The 19161-nt window shown below is 67.2% G+C and carries 21 protein-coding genes; 14 read left to right on the forward strand and 7 right to left on the reverse strand.

Going from position 1 to position 19161, the window contains the following annotated elements; translation table 11 throughout:
- Positions 1 to 4 precede the first annotated feature (4 nt).
- The 4 genes from PI246_RS03320 to asnS are packed head-to-tail and all read right to left on the reverse strand — an operon-like array spanning position 5 to position 3370.
- Complete coding sequence (locus PI246_RS03320; protein ID WP_320549861.1) at positions 5 to 793, reverse strand: SDR family oxidoreductase; 789 nt, start codon at positions 791 to 793, stop codon at positions 5 to 7.
- 25 nt (positions 794 to 818) lie between these two features.
- On the reverse strand, positions 819 to 1151 hold the full coding sequence (locus tag PI246_RS03325) for a hypothetical protein (protein WP_320549862.1): 333 nt from the start codon (positions 1149 to 1151) through the stop codon (positions 819 to 821).
- Positions 1152 to 1154: 3 nt separating this feature from the next.
- Positions 1155 to 1958 carry a MalM family protein gene (locus PI246_RS03330; protein ID WP_320549863.1) on the reverse strand — a complete coding sequence of 268 codons (804 nt, stop codon included), beginning with the start codon at positions 1956 to 1958 and terminating at the stop codon, positions 1155 to 1157.
- A gap of 11 nt (positions 1959 to 1969) precedes the next feature.
- The gene (gene asnS / locus PI246_RS03335; RefSeq protein WP_320549864.1) at positions 1970 to 3370 is read right to left on the reverse strand and encodes an asparagine--tRNA ligase; all 1401 of its coding nucleotides are present in this window, start codon (positions 3368 to 3370) and stop codon (positions 1970 to 1972) included.
- Positions 3371 to 3492: 122 nt separating this feature from the next.
- Here asnS and PI246_RS03340 point away from each other — a divergent pair, with 122 nt between their 5' ends.
- The 8 genes from PI246_RS03340 to radA all read left to right on the forward strand — a co-directional run bounded on the left by PI246_RS03340 (position 3493) and on the right by radA (position 10695).
- A complete protein-coding gene (locus PI246_RS03340) occupies positions 3493 to 3819 on the forward strand; it encodes a HesB/IscA family protein (protein ID WP_320549865.1) in 327 nt (108 codons plus the stop codon).
- 216 nt (positions 3820 to 4035) lie between these two features.
- On the forward strand, positions 4036 to 4440 hold the full coding sequence (gene rpsF, locus PI246_RS03345) for a 30S ribosomal protein S6 (protein WP_320549866.1): 405 nt from the start codon (positions 4036 to 4038) through the stop codon (positions 4438 to 4440).
- Between the two features lie 14 nt (positions 4441 to 4454).
- On the forward strand, positions 4455 to 4685 hold the full coding sequence (gene rpsR, locus PI246_RS03350; protein WP_045830959.1) for a 30S ribosomal protein S18: 231 nt from the start codon (positions 4455 to 4457) through the stop codon (positions 4683 to 4685).
- A 110-nt stretch (positions 4686 to 4795) separates the two neighbouring features.
- Positions 4796 to 5242, forward strand: coding sequence for a 50S ribosomal protein L9 (rplI, locus tag PI246_RS03355; protein WP_320549867.1), 447 nt, complete (start codon positions 4796 to 4798; stop codon positions 5240 to 5242).
- Positions 5243 to 5453: 211 nt separating this feature from the next.
- Positions 5454 to 6884 carry a replicative DNA helicase gene (locus tag PI246_RS03360; RefSeq protein ID WP_320549868.1) on the forward strand — a complete coding sequence of 477 codons (1431 nt, stop codon included), beginning with the start codon at positions 5454 to 5456 and terminating at the stop codon, positions 6882 to 6884.
- A gap of 207 nt (positions 6885 to 7091) precedes the next feature.
- Positions 7092 to 8045, forward strand: a complete 954-nt coding sequence (locus PI246_RS03365) for a CsgG/HfaB family protein (RefSeq protein WP_320549869.1) — start codon at positions 7092 to 7094, stop codon at positions 8043 to 8045.
- 105 nt (positions 8046 to 8150) lie between these two features.
- Complete coding sequence (gene alr / locus PI246_RS03370; RefSeq protein WP_320549870.1) at positions 8151 to 9239, forward strand: alanine racemase; 1089 nt, start codon at positions 8151 to 8153, stop codon at positions 9237 to 9239.
- Between the two features lie 70 nt (positions 9240 to 9309).
- The gene (radA, locus tag PI246_RS03375) at positions 9310 to 10695 is read left to right on the forward strand and encodes a DNA repair protein RadA (protein WP_320549871.1); all 1386 of its coding nucleotides are present in this window, start codon (positions 9310 to 9312) and stop codon (positions 10693 to 10695) included.
- A 20-nt stretch (positions 10696 to 10715) separates the two neighbouring features.
- Here the strand turns inward: radA and PI246_RS03380 are convergent, their stop codons facing one another.
- Entirely contained in the window at positions 10716 to 11513 is a 798-nt protein-coding gene (locus tag PI246_RS03380) for a cytochrome C assembly family protein (protein ID WP_320549872.1), read from the reverse strand.
- Positions 11514 to 11646: 133 nt separating this feature from the next.
- Between PI246_RS03380 and ffh the strand changes: the two genes are divergently transcribed.
- The 5 genes from ffh to rplS all read left to right on the forward strand — a co-directional run bounded on the left by ffh (position 11647) and on the right by rplS (position 15192).
- Complete coding sequence (gene ffh, locus PI246_RS03385; protein WP_320549873.1) at positions 11647 to 13029, forward strand: signal recognition particle protein; 1383 nt, start codon at positions 11647 to 11649, stop codon at positions 13027 to 13029.
- 188 nt (positions 13030 to 13217) lie between these two features.
- The gene (gene rpsP / locus PI246_RS03390; RefSeq protein WP_320549874.1) at positions 13218 to 13469 is read left to right on the forward strand and encodes a 30S ribosomal protein S16; all 252 of its coding nucleotides are present in this window, start codon (positions 13218 to 13220) and stop codon (positions 13467 to 13469) included.
- Entirely contained in the window at positions 13469 to 13984 is a 516-nt protein-coding gene (gene rimM / locus PI246_RS03395) for a ribosome maturation factor RimM (protein ID WP_320549875.1), read from the forward strand. Before rpsP ends, rimM begins: the two co-directional genes overlap by 1 nt.
- Positions 13985 to 14003: 19 nt before the next feature.
- Entirely contained in the window at positions 14004 to 14786 is a 783-nt protein-coding gene (gene trmD / locus PI246_RS03400; RefSeq protein WP_320549876.1) for a tRNA (guanosine(37)-N1)-methyltransferase TrmD, read from the forward strand.
- A gap of 10 nt (positions 14787 to 14796) precedes the next feature.
- Entirely contained in the window at positions 14797 to 15192 is a 396-nt protein-coding gene (gene rplS, locus PI246_RS03405; RefSeq protein ID WP_320549877.1) for a 50S ribosomal protein L19, read from the forward strand.
- 97 nt (positions 15193 to 15289) lie between these two features.
- On the opposite strand, the gene PI246_RS03410 is transcribed toward rplS, so the two are convergent.
- Both PI246_RS03410 and epmB read right to left on the reverse strand, forming a co-directional pair.
- The gene (locus PI246_RS03410; protein WP_320549878.1) at positions 15290 to 17347 is read right to left on the reverse strand and encodes an EAL domain-containing response regulator; all 2058 of its coding nucleotides are present in this window, start codon (positions 17345 to 17347) and stop codon (positions 15290 to 15292) included.
- A gap of 100 nt (positions 17348 to 17447) precedes the next feature.
- A complete protein-coding gene (gene epmB / locus PI246_RS03415) occupies positions 17448 to 18473 on the reverse strand; it encodes an EF-P beta-lysylation protein EpmB (protein WP_320549879.1) in 1026 nt (341 codons plus the stop codon).
- 88 nt (positions 18474 to 18561) lie between these two features.
- On the opposite strand from epmB, the gene efp reads away from it, so the two are divergent.
- Complete coding sequence (efp, locus tag PI246_RS03420; RefSeq protein ID WP_320549880.1) at positions 18562 to 19143, forward strand: elongation factor P; 582 nt, start codon at positions 18562 to 18564, stop codon at positions 19141 to 19143.
- Positions 19144 to 19161 lie beyond the last annotated feature (18 nt).

The raw sequence follows: 19161 nt of genomic DNA on the forward strand, positions 1-19161 counted from the left end.
CCGGTCAGCTGAGGCTACGGGTGCGGCCGCCGTCGACCGCGATGCTGGTGCCGTTGACGTAACCGGCGGCGGGGCTGGCGAGGAAGGCGATCAGGGCCGCCACCTCCGCCGGATCGCCGAAGCGGGCCGCCGGTACGCCGGCCAGCATGCCGCGCTCGACATCCTCGCGGCTACGCCCGGCTTGCATGCCGGCATCGATGATCGAGGCCAGTCGGGCCGTGCGGGTATAGCCGGGCAGCACGTTGTTCACCGTGATGCCATCGGCGGCCACTTCGACCGACATCGTCTTCGCCCACGCCGCCACGGCCGCACGCACGGTGTTGGAGACGCCCAGGTTCGGGATGGGCTCCTTGACCGACGTGGAGATGACGTTGACCACCCGCCCATATCGGGCTTGGCGCATGCCCGGCAGGCAGGCTTGCACCACGACCTGGGCCGAGACCAGGTGTTGCCGGTAGGTGGTGAGCAGGGCATCGGGCGTGGCGGCCGAGATCGGCCCGCCCGGCGGTCCGCCGCTGTTGTTGACCACGATGTGCACCGCGTGGTCGCCCACCACCTCGCCGACGGCGGCCACGAGTGCCTCGGTGTCGAGCATGTCCGCGACGACGTGACGGTGCGTCTGCCCGGCCTGCGCCGCGGGAAGCTCTGCCGCCAGGGCTTTCAGTGCGTCGCCGGAGCGGGCCAGCAGGGTGACGCTCGCGCCGAGTTGGGCCAGTTCGAAAGCGGTGGCGCGGCCGATGCCCTGGGAGGCGCCGCAAACGAGGGCGTGACGACCGGTGAGGCGAAGATCCATGCTGGCCCTCGTGGTGGATGAGCGGTTACCCGTGCCGCAATGCCCACCACTGTAACGCCAACGCGGCGAACCAGCACGGCCACGCCAGCCAGGGCGTTCGTCGCCACCAGCCTTGCCAGCGGAGCAGGGCCGCGTCGTCGAGCAGGGCGGGTGCGTCCGACTTCAGCACGCGACGCACGCGCCCGTAGTTGGCCAGGCCCTGGAGGCGCCCGGTATCGGCCTCGATGATGGTCTTCCAATGGTTGGGATACCGACGGCGCATCAGCACCGTGAACCGCCATTGGGCGATGTAATGCAGCGCGAACAACACCACCGCCGCCAATATCAACAACAGGTAGACCAGGGTGATGGCCGGCATGGATCAGTCCGCCTTCTTTTTCTTGGCCGGGTCGTCGCCCAGAAGATCGGTGGTGACCACGTTGCGCAGGGTGTTGATCACGCCGTCGCCCTGCTGTGCCTTGGAACACACGGCATTCTGGATCGCGCGCTTGTACGTGCTGTTTTCCATACCGACGTAGAGCACGCCGTCCGGGCCGTGCTGGATCTTGAACGAGCCGGCGGAGTTCATCTTCACCGGCGCCTCGGCCGAGAAGGTGGTCGGCGATTGCTCCCAGTAGGTCTGGCCTTTTTGCTGCTTGGCCGAGGAATACACCACGAGGTAGCGTGCGCGCGGGTCTTTCACCTCCATCTTGCCGAAGGCCCCAGTGGTCTCGCTCGTCCAGCCGATGTACTCGCACATCCCGATGTCCTCCGACACCAGCGGCTGGAAGGCGTCGTCGAGCACCACGACCGTCGGCGCGAAGAGGTAGCTGGAACTCAGCCAGCGGCCGCTGAGTTCGGACTTCATCGCGATGGTGTAAGGCAACTGGGCACCCTGCGGGAGCCGGAAAGCCAGGAAATAGCTGCGGTCGCCGTCGAGCATGGCGACGGGGCTGTCCTTGTTCAGCTCGAAACGCTGCGGTTGCCACGGAAGCATGTCCTGGTAGGACAGGTCGGCGTAGCTGTTGCAGCATGAGGTGGCGTCGTCCAGCGCCTTGCGCGCCGCCATCACGCCGCCGGATGGATTTTCCGGCGGGCGGAAGTTCGGCGGCACGATCGAGCGGCAGGCACCGAGCAGGACCAGGGCGGCGACGAGGACGACGGTGCGTAGCAGGTAGGAAGGCATGGCGGGTGGGATCAGAACTCGGCGCTCCCGGCGGCCCGGGGGTAGGGGATGGCATCGCGGATATTGCCCAGGCCGCAGACGTAGACCAGGAGGCGCTCGAAACCCAGGCCGAAACCGGCGTGGGGCACCGTGCCATAGCGGCGCAGGTCGCGATACCAGTTGTAGGTGTGCTTGTCGAGGTGGAACTGGTCCATGCGGCGGTCAAGGTAGTCGAGGCGCTCTTCGCGCTGGGCACCGCCGATGATCTCGCCGATGCCCGGCGCGAGCACGTCCATGGCGGCCACGGTCTTCCCGTCGTCGTTCAGGCGCATGTAGAACGCCTTGATCGCCTCGGGGTAGTTCATCACGACCACCGGACGGCCGATATGTTCCTCGGCGAGGTAGCGCTCGTGCTCGGTCTGCAGGTCGATGCCCCAGGCCACGGGGTGTTCGAACGTCTTGCCGGAGCGCTGGAGGATCTCGACCGCGTCGGTGTAGTCGATGCGTTCGAACGGTTTGGCGATGAAGTCTTCCAGGCGCTTGACCGTGCCCGGCATCACGCGTTCGTCGAAGAACGCCATGTCGTCCGCGCGCTCGTCGAGCACGGCCTTGAAGATGCCCTTGAGGAAGAGTTCGGCCAGATCGGCGTTGGCGTTGAGGTCGGCGAAGGCCACCTCCGGCTCGACCATCCAGAACTCCGCCAGGTGGCGGGTGGTGTTCGAGTTTTCGGCACGGAAGGTGGGGCCGAAGGTGTAGACCTTGCTCATGGCCAGGGCGTAGGCCTCGACGTTGAGCTGGCCCGACACGGTGAGGAAGGCTTCGCGGCCGAAGAAATCCTTGCGCCAGTCGATGCCGCCCTTGTCGTCGCGGGGGAGGTTGGCGAGGTCGAGCGTGGACAGGCGGAACATGTCCCCGGCGCCCTCGGCGTCGGATGTGGTGATGATCGGGGTGTTGATCCAGAAGAAGCCCTGCTCCGTGAGGAGGCGATGGATCGCCGTCATCATCGTATGGCGCACGCGGGTGACCGCGCCGAACAGGTTGGTGCGCGGGCGCAGGTGGGCCACTTCGCGCAGGAACTCCATCGAATGCTGCTTGGGCTGGATGGGGTAGGTGAGGGGATCTTCGACGAACCCCGTGACCTCGACCGCGCTGGCCTGGATCTCGAACGCCTGGCCCTTGCCCTGGGAGGGCACGAGACGGCCGGTGGCGATCACCCCGGCGCCGGCCGAGAGGTGCTTCACCTCGCTCTCGTAATTGGCCAGGTCGGCGGTGGCCACCACCTGGATGGGGGCGAAGCAGGAGCCGTCGCTCACGTTCACGAACGAGAGTCCGCCCTTCGATTCGCGCAGGGTGCGCACCCAGCCGCGCACCGTCACCTCGTGTTCCGCCAACGTACCGCCGGCGAGGGCCTGCTTGACGCTTACCACCGTCATGGATTGAAACTCCGCAAAAGGCGCCACATCTAGGCGCATGAAAGGCGACCCCGCATGATAATGTAACGCTTGGCCCCACGGCACCGCCCAAGGCTATTTAGCACGATCAAAAAGACGAATCGATGAGCATCCAGATCACTCCCGCCGCGTCCGACCGCATGCGCGCCTTCCTCGACCGGGCGCCCGAGGCCGCGGGCGTGCGCTTTGCCGTCAAGCGGATGGGCTGCTCGGGCTTCGGCTACGTGGTCGACCTGGCCGGCGTGGTGGCCGCCGACGACGCGGTGCTCGATATCGACGGCATCCGCGTGGTCATCGACCCGAAAAGCCTGCCCCTGGTCGATGGCACCCTGATCGATTTCCAGCGCCAGGGCCTTAACGCCTCGTTCGTGTTCCACAACCCGAACGCCACGGGCGAATGCGGGTGCGGCGAAAGCTTTACGGTCTCCTGAGGCGAGGTTCGCCGGGCGCCCACCCCACGTCGCCCGACGATAGCCTGGCGCCGCGTAAGGGCGCGAGCCGGCCGCGGATGCGCCCCGCCGCTTGAAAGTGCCCCGGCGTGCCCCTTACAATGCGCGGCTACCTCTCCGCCCGGAGGGGTTTCTTGCCTCACCGGTCCGCCCGGGAGGCTGCCATCCCCGCCAGGGGTGCATCCACAAGGAGCCACCATGCGTCATTATGAAGTCGTGTTCCTGGTCCATCCGGACCAGAGCGAACAGGTGCCCGCCATGATCGAGCGCTACAAGGCGCTGATCGAAGGCGACAACGGCAAGATCCACCGCCTCGAAGACTGGGGCCGCCGCCAGCTGGCCTACCCGATCGAGAACCTCGCCAAGGCTCACTACGTGATGCTGAACATCGAGGTCACCCAGAACGTCCTGAACGAGCTCGAGACGGGCTTCCGCTTCAACGACGCGGTGCTTCGCCATCTCGTGGTCCGCCGCGACGAAGCCGACACCGAGCAGTCCTTCATCCTCAAGAGCAAGGAAAAGGACGAGCAGAAGGGTTCGCGCCGCCGTGACGACGACCGCGCCGACAACGACAACGACAGCGATCGCGACAGCGACGACTGATAGGGGATCCAGCCATGTCCAAGTTCTTCCGTCGCCGCAAATTCTGCCGCTTCACCGCCGAAGGCGTGAAGGAGATCGATTACAAGGATCTCAACACCCTCCGCCAGTACATCACCGAGAACGGCAAGATCGTGCCGAGCCGCATCACCGGCACCAAGGCCCGTTACCAGCGTCAGCTCGCGACCGCCATCAAGCGCGCGCGCTTCCTCTCGCTGCTGCCGTACACCGACAACCACGACGTCTGATCGGTCGCGCCTTTCGCCCACGAGGGGAAAGGCGCTGCCCCAAGGCGTGATTTCGGACAACCGTCCTGGCTGCACGGGGCCCAACCCGTGCTAACGAAAAGGAACATCCCATGGATCTCATTCTCCTCGAGAAGGTGAAGAACCTCGGCAACCTCGGCGACAAGGTCAGCGTCAAGCCGGGTTATGGCCGTAACTTCCTCCTTCCCACCGGCAAGGCCGCTCGCGCGACCGCCGACAACATCGCTGCGTTCGAAGCCCGTCGCGCCGAGTACGAAGCCAGGGCCAAGGACCAGCTTTCCGGTGCCGAAGGCCGTGCCGCCAAGCTCGACGGCGTCGAAGTGACGATCGAAGTGAACGCCTCGCCGGAAGGCAAGCTGTTCGGCTCGGTCAGCCCCCGCGATATCGCCGAAGCGCTCACCGCCCAGGGTCATGACGTCGACAAGAGCGAAGTCATCCAGGGCGAAGGCCCCTTCCGCAACGTCGGCGAATACGACGTCATCGTCAACCTGCACGCCGACGTGCAGCAGACGGTCAAGGTCAAGGTCGTCGGCGCGTAAGCACCGTTCGACCGCAGGTCGTGGAACGGGCGCCCCTGGGGCGCCCGTTTTCGTTTGGGTCGGCACGTGCGCCCGCTTTGACGGTGCAGCGGCCGTCACCCACAAGTTATCCACAGAGTTATCCTCTCACGGCATGCGACGCGCGCGCGTATGATGGCCTACACGGCCGTGCCGTCCCCGGGTCGGCGTCCGACGCATCACGAGGTAATCCATGTCCTTCCATCCCGACCGCGACGAGCGGGGCGAGCGCGGAGAGCGGCGCCGCCGGCGCGAATCCAGCGTGCCCTCCATCGACACCCTGCGCGTTCCCCCGCATTCCATCGAGGCGGAGCAGGCGGTCCTGGGCGGCCTCATGCTGTCGCCGGATTCGCTGGACAAGGTGGCCGATCGGCTCACGGACGAAGACTTCTACCGCAAAGACCACCGCTTCATCTGGCGCGCCATCAACGAATTGGCGGGCAAGGGGCTGCCGTGCGATGCCATCACCCTGGGCGAGTGGTTTCAGGCCAACGGCATGGAAGAGATGGCGGGCGGCGCCGCCTACCTTCTCGAACTGGCGAGCACCACGCCGAGCGCGGCGAACATCGCCGCGTATGGCGACATCGTTCGCGAGAAGTCGGTCCTGCGCAAGTTGATCGACGCCGGCACCTCGATCACCGAAGATGGCTTCCGTCCCGAGGGCAAGAGCGTGCAGGAGGTGATGGAACTCGCCGAGCAGCGCGTGTTCCGCATCGCCGAATCCGGCGCGCGCGGTAAAAAAGACATCGTCTCCATGCGCGAGGCGGTGAGCGATGCGTTCCGCATGCTCACCGAGCGCTATGAGAACCGCGGCCAGCTCACGGGCCTGTCGACGGGGTTCACCGATCTGGACGAACTCACCGCCGGCCTGCAGCCTTCCGACCTCATCATCATCGCGGCGCGTCCGTCGATGGGTAAGACCGCATTCGCGCTCAACCTGGCCGAAGCCGCCGCGTTGCGCGGCAAGAAGGCCGTGGCGGTGTTCTCCATGGAAATGTCGGCCTCGCAGCTGGCCTTCCGCCTGATTTCGTCGCTGGGCCGCATCCACGCGCAGAACCTGCGTAACGGCGATCTCGCCGAGGAAGACTGGCCACGCGTCACCTCGGCCATCACCATGCTCTCCGACGCGAAGATATTCATCGACGACACACCAGCGATGTCGCCGGTCGAAATGCGTTCGCGCTCGCGCCGCCTGCAGCGTGAGCACGGCCTCGGACTTATCGTCATCGACTACCTGCAGCTCATGCAGGTGCCGGGCCACAGCGAAAACCGCGCGACGGAAATCTCGGAGATTTCCCGCGGCCTGAAGGCGTTGGCCAAGGAGCTCAACGTGCCCGTGATCGCGCTGTCGCAGCTCAACCGCTCGCTCGAGCAGCGTGCGGACAAGCGCCCCATGATGTCCGACCTGCGCGAATCGGGCGCCATCGAGCAGGATGCCGACGTCATCATGTTCATCTACCGCGACGACTACTACAACAAGGAATCGCCGGATAAGGGCCTGGCCGAAATCATCATCGGCAAACAGCGTAACGGCCCGACCGACACGGTGAAGCTGGCCTTCCTCGGCCACTACACCAAGTTCGAGAACTGGGCGCCGGATTCCTACGTCGGAAGCTTCGACTGACGCGAATGGCGTCGCCCGACGGCAGGCGGTCGCATCGTCGATCGCCTACGTCACGGCCGGCCCATTCCCACGTGCTCGACCCCGGTCCGCCGATAGGGCGTCCGTCGGTGCGTCTTTAGCATCGTCCGGTCTCGCGACAGCCTGTCCGCCCTCGTGCCCGAATGCCGGGCAGGTTCCATTTTCGGGCGCAAGGACAGGGATTCATCCATGGAGCAGTACCTCAGGCCGGGCGCGCGTGCCCTCGCCGTCATCGGCACCACGTTCATGCTCACCGCATGCAACGCCGCTAATCCGCTGGTGACCAAGTCACAGCGCGAACACGAGGCCCGGGTGGCCGCCATTCCGCATTGCGCGAAGAAGCTCGGCAGCCTGTCGGTCATCGAGCCTGAGGGCGACGTGCACTGGTGGACCCAGCAGCAGCTGCCGTCGCCGACCAAGCTGATCAAGGTATTCGTGGCCAAGTCCGGCTGCTTTTCCCTCGTCGATCGCGGCACGGGCATGAATGCCGCCATGCGCGAACGCGAGCTGGCGTCCGGTGGCCAGTTGCGCGGCGGTTCGAACGTCGGCAAGGGCCAGATCAAGGCCGCCGACTACGTGATGGTTCCCGACCTCACGGCGAGCAACAAGGACGCGGGTGGCCTGGCTCTCGGCGCGATGGTGGGCGGCGGCGCCGGCGCCTTGCTGGGCGCGATCAGCCTCAGTTCCAAAACGGCCGACGTCGTGTTGACCGTCACCGACGTGCGTTCGTCCGAACAGGTCGCCCTGGTCGAAGGCCACGGTGAAAAGCATGACCTCGGCTTCGGCGGTGGCGGCGGGCTCTGGGGCCCGGGTGGCCTGGCGGGCGCGGGCGTGGGCGGCTACGCCAGTACCACCCAGGGGCAGGTGATCGCCATGGCCTACCTCGATGCTTACACGAAGCTCGTGTCCGAGCTCGGTGGCCTGCCATCGGATGCGTCGGCTGCCAGTCGTCGACAGACGGGCACGGTGCGGGTGAAAACGCGCCTGGCAAAGGCGTCCGATGGCAAGGTCGCCGTGCGTTCGCTGGAGCCGGGCATGATGGTGTATCCCACCGGCAACAAGGCGGGCCTGATGTGGGAGGTCGAAGACGAGCACGGCAACAAGGGCTGGGTCTCGTCGGAAAGGTTCGATCTGGCCAAATGACCTCGGGGGCGGGCGGTTGGCCGCCGCCCGCCACATTCATGCCATGCCGGGGGCCGGGGCTTGCCGCTAGACTGCGTGGTCACTTGCCGTCCTGCCGTGTGTTTCATGAGCCGCACCACCGTCGCCACCATCCACCTGGGCGCCCTGCGTCACAACCTCGCACGCATACGCGGACTCGCTGGCGATGCCCGCGTCATGGCCGTGGTGAAGGCGGACGCTTACGGCCATGGGCTCGAACGCGTGGCGCGTGCGCTCGACGACGAGGCGGACGCGTTCGCCGTTGCCGCCATTGCCGATGGCCTGCGCCTGCGCGCGGCAGGACACCGGCAGCGCATCGTCGTGCTGTCCGGACCCGACACACCCTCGGACATTGCCGAAATGCAGCGCCTCCGGCTTGAGGCGCTCGTCCATCACGACGCGCAACTCCCGTGGCTGGCGGGCGCCGATCCGGCCCGCGGACCGCTCCGCGTCTGGTTGAAGATCGACACCGGCATGCACCGGCTCGGTTTCGCGCCGTCCCGCGCGCGCGAGGTCCACGCCACGTTGCGTGCCATGCCCGCGGTGGACGACGAGGTCGGTCTGATGACGCATTTCGCGTCCTCCGAAGTGTTCCAGGGCGAAGCGACGGTCCAGCAGATGGCCCGGTTCCGCGAGGCGACCGACGGGCTCCCGGGGCCGCGGGCCCTGTCCAATTCCGCCGCGGTGCTCGGCTGGCCGGAGGCCCGCGCCGACTGGGTGCGGACGGGCGGCCTGCTCTATGGCCTGTCGGTGGTGGAGGGCGCGTCCGGCGCGGATTTCGGGTTTCGCCCGGCCATGACGCTCACCACGCGACTGGTGGCGATCAATCGGCTCGCCCGCGGTGAGCGGGTCGGTTACAACGGTACCTACGTTTGTCCCGAAGACATGCCCATCGGCGTCGCCGCGATCGGTTACGGCGACGGTTACCCGCGCAGTGCGGCCACCGGCACGCCCGTGCTCGTCGGCGGGGTGCCGGTGTCGATCGTCGGTCGGGTGTCGATGGACCTCATCACGATCGACTTGCGCAACGCGCCGTCGGCGCGTGTCGGCGACCGCGTCACGCTGTGGGGCGAGGGCCTGCCGGTGGAGGTCGTCGCCGCGTCCGCCGGCACCATCGCCTACGACCTGACGTGCGGCATGACGCGGCGCGTGCTCTTCGTCGAGGACGACGCCTGACCCGCGCGTATCGCTTCCTGCGACAGGCTCGCGTTAAATAGGGGGTTTGGAACGACGGAAATCCCTCGCCATGGCCAAGGCCAAGACCGCCTACGTCTGCACCCAGTGCGGTGCCGAGCACAGCAAGTGGCAGGGCCAGTGCGCCGAATGCGGCGAATGGAACGTGCTCTCCGAGTTCGTGGTGCAGCCGGCGAAGCCGGCCGCCGTGTCGGCCGGCGCCCGGCGCGGCTACGCGGGCGACGGAGCCGGGGCGGCGAAAATCACGCCGCTCACCGAGGTGCTGCTGACGGCCGAGGCGCGCACGCACACCGGCATCGGTGAGCTCGATCGCGTGCTGGGCGGTGGCCTCGTCGATGGGTCGGTGGTGCTGATCGGCGGCGACCCGGGCATCGGCAAGTCGACGCTGCTGCTGCAGATGCTGGGCACCCTGGGCGCGGTGCTGCCCAGCCTGTATGTCACCGGCGAAGAATCGCTCGCCCAGGTGGCCGGCCGGGCCCAGCGCCTCGACCTGCCGCTCGCGCCGCTGCATGCGCTCGCCGAAACCTGCATTGAGCGTATCCTCGAGCAGGCGGCGACGGCCCGTCCGCGGGTGCTGGTCATCGATTCCATCCAGACCATCTGGACCGAGCTGCTGACCGCGGCACCGGGCTCGGTGAGCCAGGTGCGCGAATCGGCGGCCAAGCTGACCCGTTTCGCCAAGGAAACCGGCACCTCCGTTTTCCTCGTCGGCCACGTCACCAAGGAAGGCGGCATCGCTGGCCCACGCGTGCTAGAGCACATGGTCGATGCGGTGCTCTATTTCGAAGGCGAGTCGGGCAGCCGCTTCCGCGTGCTGCGCGCCTTCAAGAACCGCTTCGGCGCGGTGAACGAACTGGGCGTGTTCGCGATGTCGGAGAAGGGGCTGCGCGAAGTGCCGAATCCCTCCGCGATCTTCTTGTCGGCCCACGCGGGCCCGACCCCTGGCAGCGCCGTCATGGTGACCCGTGAGGGCACCCGGCCGTTACTGGTGGAGGTGCAGGCGCTGGTCGACCAGTCGTCGCTGGGCAACCCGCGGCGCGTCGTGCTGGGCCTGGAGCAGAACCGCCTCGCCATGCTGCTGGCGGTGCTGCATCGGCATGGCGGCGTCGCGGCGTACGACCAGGACGTCTTCGTCAACGTGGTCGGCGGCATCCGCGTGCAGGAAACGGCCTCCGACGTGCCGGTGCTCATGGCGGTGCTGTCGAGCCTGCGCGATCGCCCGCTGCCGGAGAAGACCATCGCGTTCGGCGAGGTGGGGCTGTCCGGTGAGATCCGGCCCGTGCCCAACGGCGACGAGCGCCTGAAGGAAGCGGCCACGCACGGGTTCCGGCGCGCCGTGGTGCCCGCCGCCAACGCGCCGCGGCGCGGCAAGGTGGGCGACATGGAGGTCATCGGGGTAGAGCGGTTGTCCCAGGCGATCGACGCGAGCCGCGAATAGTGCCGTACGACGCGGTCGGCTCAGGGCGTGCGGTGCAGGATCAGCTCCAGCACCGCTTTGGTGCCGAAGAACGCCAGCAGCAGGATGCCCATGCCGATCAGGGTAAGGTTCACGGCGCGGATGCCGCGCCAGCCATGCCGCCAGCGGCCCCAAAGCAGCACGCCGAAGACCAGCCAGGCCACGATCGACAGCACCGTCTTGTGCACCAGGTGCTGGCCGAAGAGGTCGCCGACGAACAGGGCGCCGGTGACCAGGGTGAGCGTGAGCAGCACGAATCCGGCGCCGATGAGGCGAAACAACAGCACTTCGGTGAGGGTGAGCGGCGGCAGGGCGCGGAGCCAGTGGCCGAAGCGGCTGCGCCGGAGCGCGCGCTCCTGGATCGCCAGCAACACGGCGAGCGCCGCGGCGATCGAGAGGATGCCGAAGGCGAACACGGCGATGGTGACGTGCAGCTCGATCTGCCAGGTCATCGCCTCCGGCGCGGTGCGCGGGGCGAGAAAGGCGTCCACGGCCACGAACAGGGCCGACAGGGGAAAGATCAGGATGCCCAGGCCCGCCACCGGGCGGGACAGGTTGACCACCAGGGTGAGCGCCGAGGCGATCCACGCCACCAGCGAGAGCGCGGCGAAGAAGTGCAGGTCGAGCGTGCCGCGGTGGGCGCTGAGCAGCACCGCCGCGTGGGCCAGGGCGGCCAGGCCCGCCAGCGTTACGCCCGAACGGGTGAGCGGTTGCCCGCCGCTGACCAGCGGGCGCGCCAGTACGCCCGCGGCGGACAGGTAAAGAACGACGGCAGCCAGCGAGAGGGCGATCACGGTCATGGGCGCGCAGTGTGGCATAGCGACCCGGCAGCGGGAATGCGACACGTTGGCATCCGTTGGGGCAGGGGATGGGAAGTGCGGGCCCGCATGGCGCTATAATCGCCTGTCATCCTTCGCAAACTTGCCCTTTCCCATGTTTGAATCGCTCAGCCAGCGCCTTTCCGATACCGTCAACCGCCTGCGCGGCCGTGGCCGGCTGACCGAAGAAAACATCCGCGAGACCCTGCGCGAAGTGCGCATCGCCCTGCTGGAGGCCGACGTGGCCCTGCCGGTGGTCAAGGCCCTCGTCGAGCGGGTGAAGGTCCGCGCCGTGGGGCAGGACGTCCTCAAGAGCCTTTCGCCCGGCCAGGCGCTGGTGAAGGTCGTCAGCGACGAACTCACCGCGGTCATGGGGGCTTCCAACAGCGAGCTGAATCTCGCCGCCCAGCCGCCCGCCGTGGTGCTGATGGCCGGCCTGCAGGGCGCGGGCAAGACCACCACCGTGGGCAAGCTCGCCCGGTTCCTCAAGGAGCGCAAGAAGAAACGCGTGATGGTGGTCAGCTGCGACGTTTACCGTCCGGCCGCCATCGAGCAGCTTCGCACCCTGGCGTCGCAGGTGGAGGTGTCGTTCTTCCCCTCCGAGGCGGGCCAGGATCCGGTCGACATCGCGAAGGCCGCGGTGGCCGCGGCGCGCCGCGAGGTGATCGACGTGCTGCTGGTCGACACCGCCGGCCGACTGCACGTCGACGAGGCGATGATGCAGGAGATCCAGTCCCTGCACGCCGCCCTCAACCCGATCGAAACCCTGTTCGTCGTCGACTCGATGACCGGCCAGGACGCCGCGAACGTGGCCAAGGCGTTCGCCGACGCGCTGCCGCTGACCGGCGTGGTGCTGACCAAGACCGACGGTGACGCCCGTGGCGGCGCCGCGCTGTCGGTGCGATATGTCACCGGCCGTCCGATCAAGTTTCTCGGTGCCGGCGAGAAGTCCGACGCCCTTGAGCCGTTCCATCCCGACCGCGTGGCCCAGCGCATCCTCGGTATGGGCGATGTGCTCTCGCTGGTGGAAGAGGTCGAGCGCAAGGTCGACCAGGAAAAAGCCCAGAAGCTCGCCGAGAAGGTCATCAAGGGCAAGCGCTTCGATCTCAACGACATGCGCGACCAGCTCGAACAGATGAACAACATGGGCGGCCTCGCCGGACTCATGGACAAGCTGCCCGGCATGTCCAGCATCCCCGATAGCGTGAAATCCAAGGTCAACGACAACGAACTCAAGAAGATGGTCGCCATCATTGGCTCGATGACCAAAAAGGAGCGTCGTCATCCGGATGTCCTCAACGGCTCGCGCAAGGCCCGCGTCGCCCGCGGTTCCGGCACCCAGCCGGCCGACGTCAATCGCCTGCTCAAGCAATACATGCAGATGGAAAAAATGATGTCCAAGCTGTCCAAGGGCGGCAGCAAGGGGCTCCTGCGCCAGATGCGCGGTGCCATGAAGGGCATGGGCGGCATGGGCGGCATGATGCCGCCGGGGCGCTGAGTCCTGACGTGCGAGCCATGCGCCGTGAGACGGCCGGCGCGGTCACGTCGGCGCCGGCAGCGCACGGGCTATCGTTGACCCCCGCACACTCTTCCCTTTTTCAAAAATTTCGCTAAAATGTTCGGCTTTACCGCGCCCGCTTCTCGCGCGCGCCTTGCCGACATCCGGCATTCTGGAGCTCGTAACTTATGGTCAAGATTCGTCTTTCGCGCGGTGGCGCCAAGGGCCGTCCGTTTTATCACGTCGTCGTGACCGACCAGCGCGCGCCGCGCGACGGTCGTAACATCGAGCGCGTCGGTTATTACAACCCGGTCGCTTCGGGCGCCGACAAGCGTCTCGAACTCGACGTGGCCAAGGTCCAGGCGTGGATCGCCAAGGGCGCGCAGATGACCGACAAGGTCCGCGCCCTGGTGAAGGAAGCCGGCAAGCTGGCGGCTTGATGTCGACGGGGTCCGGTAAGCGCGTCCGTCTCGGGCGCATTGTCGGGCTCCACGGTGTGCAGGGTCAGGTCAAGCTCGAAAGCTGGACCGAGCCTCGCCTCCAGATCTTCCGTTACCAGCCCTGGCTGCTCACCGCGCCGGGTATCGAGCGGGAGATGAGCGGCATCCGCGGAAACGCGCAGGGCAAGGGCGTGGTCGCCTCCCTGCCGGGTATCGCGGATCGTGACCAGGCGGCCGCGCTGGTCGGTTGCGAGATCTCGGTCTCGCGCGACGTGCTGCCGCCGCCCGCGCAGGGCGAGTTCTACTGGGTCGACCTCGAAAACCTCGAGGTCATCACCACGCAGGACGTCAGCCTGGGGCGGGTGAGCCATCTGTTCGCCACGGGCGCCAACGACGTCATGGTGGTCAAGGACGGCGACAGGGAGCGACTGGTTCCGTTCGTCCAGGGCCTTTACGTGCATTCGGTCGATGTGGACACCGGGCGCATCGTGGTGGACTGGGATCCCGAATTCTGAACAGCGACTGCTGAAGATCATGCGCATCGACGTGGTTTCGCTGTTTCCCGATTTCGTCCGCCAGTCGGCCGCGATCGGGGTGGTCGGACGGGCGCAGCAGCGCGAGTTGCTTCAGGTGGAAGCCTGGAACCCTCGCGACTTCGCCACCGACAACTATCGCACCGTGGATGGGCGCCCCTTCGGTGGCGGACCTGGCATGGTGATGCTGATCGAACCGTTGCGGGCGGCGCTCGCGGCGATTCGCGAGGCGGCACCGGAGCCGGTGCATGTGATTTACCTCAGCCCGCAAGGTGCGCGGCTGACGCAGAAACGGGTGGAGGCGCTGGCGGCCATGCCGCGAATCGCCCTGGTCTGCGGACGTTACGAGGGTGTGGATGAACGCCTGCTCGAGCACGAGGTCGACGAAGAGCTTTCAATCGGCGATTATGTGCTGTCTGGCGGAGAACTCGGCGCAGCGGTGGTCATCGATGCGGTGGGTCGTCTACAGGAGGGCGCGTTGAACGACGCGCAGTCCGCCCAGCAGGATTCGTTCTCGGACGGCCTTCTGGATTGCCCGCATTACACCCGTCCCGTGCATCACGATGCGTGGGGCGGCGTGCCGGAGGTGCTGCTGTCCGGCGATCACGCGGCCATTCGCCGCTGGCGTCGCAAGCAGTCGCTGGGTCGAACCTGGCTGCGCCGGCCGGACTTGCTAACGCAGCGTGCGCTCGACGCCGAGTCGAGAACATTGCTGGATGAATTCCGCCGTGAATATGCACGGCCAAACGGTGCGGCCGGAAACGACCGCCGTAACGAAAACTGACAGGTGCGTCATGAACAAACTCCTCCAACAGTTCGAAGCCGAGCAGATCACCCGCCAGCTGCCGGATTTCGGCCCTGGCGACACCGTGGTCGTGAATGTGAAGGTCAAGGAAGGCAACCGCGAGCGCGTCCAGGCGTTCGAGGGTGTCGTCATCGCCAAGCGTAGCCGCGGTCTGCATTCCGCTTTCACGGTGCGCAAGATCTCGCACGGCACGGGCGTTGAGCGCGTGTTCCAGACCCACAGCCGCACGATCGACTCGGTCGAAGTCAAGCGCAAGGGCAAGGTCCGCGGCGCCAAGCTGTACTTCCTGCGTGGCCTCGAAGGCAAGGCCGCCCGCATCAAGGAAGACGTCGCCGCCGCCGCTGCCGCCAAGGCCGCGAAGAAGGCCGCCGCTGCCGCCGAGTAATCGGCCGGTGGAGGGAAACGAAAAAGCCCGCGAGCGATCGCGGGCTTTTTTGCGTCCGACAGCGGCGTCGGCTCGTCGTGCGTCGATCGCGTGCGGGTCAGATCGGCATGTATTCCTCGGCCAGCACCTTGGCCGGCTCCTGCAGGAAGTTGCCCTGCACGAAGTCCACGCCGCAGGCGAAGAGTAGCGAGGTGCTGACGGCATCCTCGACCCATTCGGCCACGGTCTGCTTGCCCGACGCGTGGCCTTCCTTGCATATTTCCGCGATTTTCTTCTGATGCTCGGGATGCTGGGGCAGGTCGGTCATGAAGCTGCGATCGATCTTGAGATAGTCCGCCTCGATGTGGGTCAGCATCTGGAAGGAGTTGAGCCCGGAGCCAAACTGCTCGATGGCGAACTTGCCCCCCGACTGGCGCCAGCCCGTCACGAATTCCTGCACCGGACGCAGGCGGGTGAGTACCTTCGATTCCGGCATTTCGATGACCAGCGTGCTGCGACGCAGGTTGGCGACGCCCAGGCGTCGCTTCAGCCACGGGAGGAGATCGGGATCCTCCACCGACTGCGTCGTGAGTTTCACGAAATAGGTGGTGGTGAGGCCGTCGTTCTCGCGATGGACGAGGGCGTCGATGGCGTGGCCCAGCACCCAGCGATCGATCGCGGGCAGCAGGCCGTTGCGCTCGGCCACAGGCAGGAAATACGACGGCAACACGTCGCCCTTGGGTCCCCGCATGCGAACGAGGATCTCGTAGAACTCGCCGGCGGCGTCCTGGAGGCTGATGATCTGCTGGTGGTAGAGGCGCAGGCCGTCGTCGGCGAGCGCCTCGCGCACCAGGTCGAGCCAGTACTGTTCGCGTTCCGCGTCAGCCTTCTCGCGCGCGCTGGGATCGTGCAGCTCCACGCGGTTGCCACCCTGGTTCTGGGCGTTGCGCAGCGCGGTGTACGCCTGCTCCAGCACGGTATCGGTGTTGGCGTTCTTTTCGGCCAGCAGCGTGCCTCCGAGCGTGATGCTGACCGACAGCGACCGGTTGCCGACGTCGAAGATCTGCTCGGCCACCGAGGTGCGCAGTCGCTCGGCCAGGGCGGCGTGCTCGATGTCGTTGCGCGTGCCCAGCACGATGCCGAGCGTGTGGTCGCCGAGTACGCCGGCCGTGTCGTCGTCGTCGATCGATTCGGTGACTTTCTGCGCCAGGGTGGCGAGCAGTTGGTCGGTGTTGCCCAGGCCGGCGTTCGCGACCATGTCTTTCCAGTTGTCCGGTTCGATCAACACCACGGCCTGGCCTTCACGGCCGGCCGCTGCGGCGGCCACCGCCTCGTCGATGTGGTCGAGCAGCCGGGCGCGGTTGTAGAGGCCGGTGACCGGGTCACGCTGCAATTGCGCCACCAGAGCCGGGTCGACCGTCTGCTGGCGGAACACGATCTGGGTGCAGGCTTCCCCTTCGAAATTGGCCTGGGCGAACTCGGCGGTCGCCTTGAAGGTGCCGCCGTCGTCGCGCCGGGCCAGCAACTCTGTCGGCTCCGGCCGCTCGCCGCGTGACAGGCTGCGCAGGATCGTCTTGAACGCGTCCGCATGCGCGCCGGCGATCAGGTCGAGGATGGGCAGGCCGATGATGTCGTCGACCTCGGCGAAGCCGAACGCCTCGAGGTAGGCCTGGTTCACGCGCACGTGCATGCCTTCGTGCACGTAGGCGATGGCGTCGCGCGAGGAGTCGAGCAGGGCGTCGCAGCGCCGCTCCGTCTCGCGCAGCGCGGTTTCGAGGCGGCGCACCTGGCGGCGTGTGGACAGCGCCTCGAACTCGCGCGTGACCACGGCCAGCACCTGCTCAGACCGTGGCCGCAGGGCGATGCCGCTGGCGCCGGCGGCGATCAGGTCGACGGCCGCGTCGTCGAGGTGGTCGACGACGGCGAGCAGGGCGATATCGCGCCCGCTGCCGTCGATCTGGCGCGCCACGGCCGCCGGATCGATGCCGGGCACCGCGGGGTTCATGAGCACCAGGTCGGGGTGGGCGTCGTCCAGGGCGGCACGTATGGCCGCGGCGTCGGTCGCCCGCGTGGGGCGCACGGCGATGCCGCCGTTGCGCAGGACGTTGATCAAGAGTTCGGCGTCTTCGACCGAGTCTTCGATGAAGAGGATCCTGATGACGTTGTCTTGTTTCATGCCGTTCCGTTCACCGCTTTGCCCATCCGACGGGCCGGGTGTCGGCCCGCGTTCCCCCAACGCGGCCCGGTCGGTCGTGCCGACCGGGATGGCTCACATACTAACGCGCCGAATCGGCAACGGGGCGCTTGGATGGGTCGCCCGGCAATTCACGAACCAGCTTGGGCACCAGGTACCCGGGCAGCCGGACCCGCAGGGCGTCGACGAGGTCGAGGGCCTGGCGGTCGGGCACCTCGAAGTGCGCCGCGCCCGTCACCTTGTCGAGCTGGTGCAGGTAATAGGGCAGCACCCCCGCGGCGAACGAGCGCTCGCACAGCGCCGTGAGGGCGTCGGCGTCGTCGTTGACCCCCGCCAGCAGCACCGACTGGTTGAGCAGGGTGGCCCCGGCCCCGCGCAACCGGGCGCAGGCCGCGTCGACATTCGCGTCGAACTCGTTGGCATGGTTCGCGTGCAGCACCACCACCTTTTGCAGGGGCAGGGCCGACAGCCACTGGACGAACGCGTCGTCGACGCGCTCGGGCAGCACCACGGGCAGCCGGGTATGGATGCGCAGGCGGATCACGTGGGGCAGGGCGGCCAGGCCGCGGGTGAGTTCCTCCAGCTTGTGCGTGGCCAGCGACAGCGGATCGCCACCGGAGAGGATCAGCTCACGGATCGAGGTGTCGGCCGCCACGTGGGCGAGCGCCTCACGCCATTGCGCCGCCGCCGCGATGTCGTCGCCGTAGGGAAAGTGGCGGCGGAAGCAGTAGCGGCAGTTCACCGCGCACGAGCCGCTGGCGATCAGCAGGGCGCGCCCGTCGTACTTGTGCAGAAGGCCGCGCCCGGCCCGCGCGGCCATGTCGCCCACCGCGTCGACCGCGTAGCCCGCGGCCGCCTCGTGCTCCTCGCGCCGGGGCAGCACCTGGCGCAACAGGGGGTCGTCGGGATCGCCCGCCCGCATGCGCGCCACGAAGCCCCGGGGCACGCGCAGCGGGAACCCCGCGTCGTCGGGCGGGAGGAGGTCGGTCCGGTGGGCCAGGCCGACGGCCGACAGCAGTTCGCCGGCGTCGGTGATGGCATCGCGCCACAGCTCGCGCCAGCCCGGGGCGGGCGCGGATAGGCGGGACGGGGAGCTTGCGGTTATCATGGTGGGCCTTGGGGCGGGCCACGAGGCCCCTGTAAGCCCCCTATTTTAGCCGCCCGGCGGGCGGATTCACCTCTGGAGCACGAAACGCATGGCGACCCTTGGCCTCAATGACGTCAAAACGGGCAAGAAGATCCTCCACAACGGCGATCCCTGGGTCATCACCGAAGCCGACTTCATCAAGCCGGGCAAGGGTCAGGCGTTTACGCGCATCCGCGTGCGCAACCTGAAGGACGGCCGCACGACCGAGCTTACGCTGAAGTCGAGCGATTCCTACGAGGAGGCCAACGCCGTCGACACCGACGCCACCTTCTCGTTCGTCGACGGTACCGGCGACGATCGCGAGTGGGTGTTCATGCACTCGGAGACCTTCGAGCAGTACCGCGCGAACAAGGCCGCCATGGGCGACGCCTGGAAGTGGCTCAAGGGCGACGAGGAATGCGTCATCACCCTCTTCAACGAAACCCAGATCATCGCGGTGCAGGCGCCGAAGTTCGTCGAACTGAAGATCACCGAGACCGATCCGGGCGTGCGCGGCGACACCTCGGGCGGCGGCGGCAAGCCGGCCACGCTGGAAACCGGCGCCGTGGTTCGCGTGCCGCTGTTCGTCAACCAGGATGAAATCATCAAGGTCGACACCCGCACGGGCGAGTACGACAGCCGCGTCAAGTAAGGCGCGCCTGTTCCACGC

The sequence above is a fragment of the Luteibacter sahnii genome (genome assembly GCF_034063545.1).
GTDB lineage: Bacteria > Pseudomonadota > Gammaproteobacteria > Xanthomonadales > Rhodanobacteraceae > Luteibacter > Luteibacter sahnii.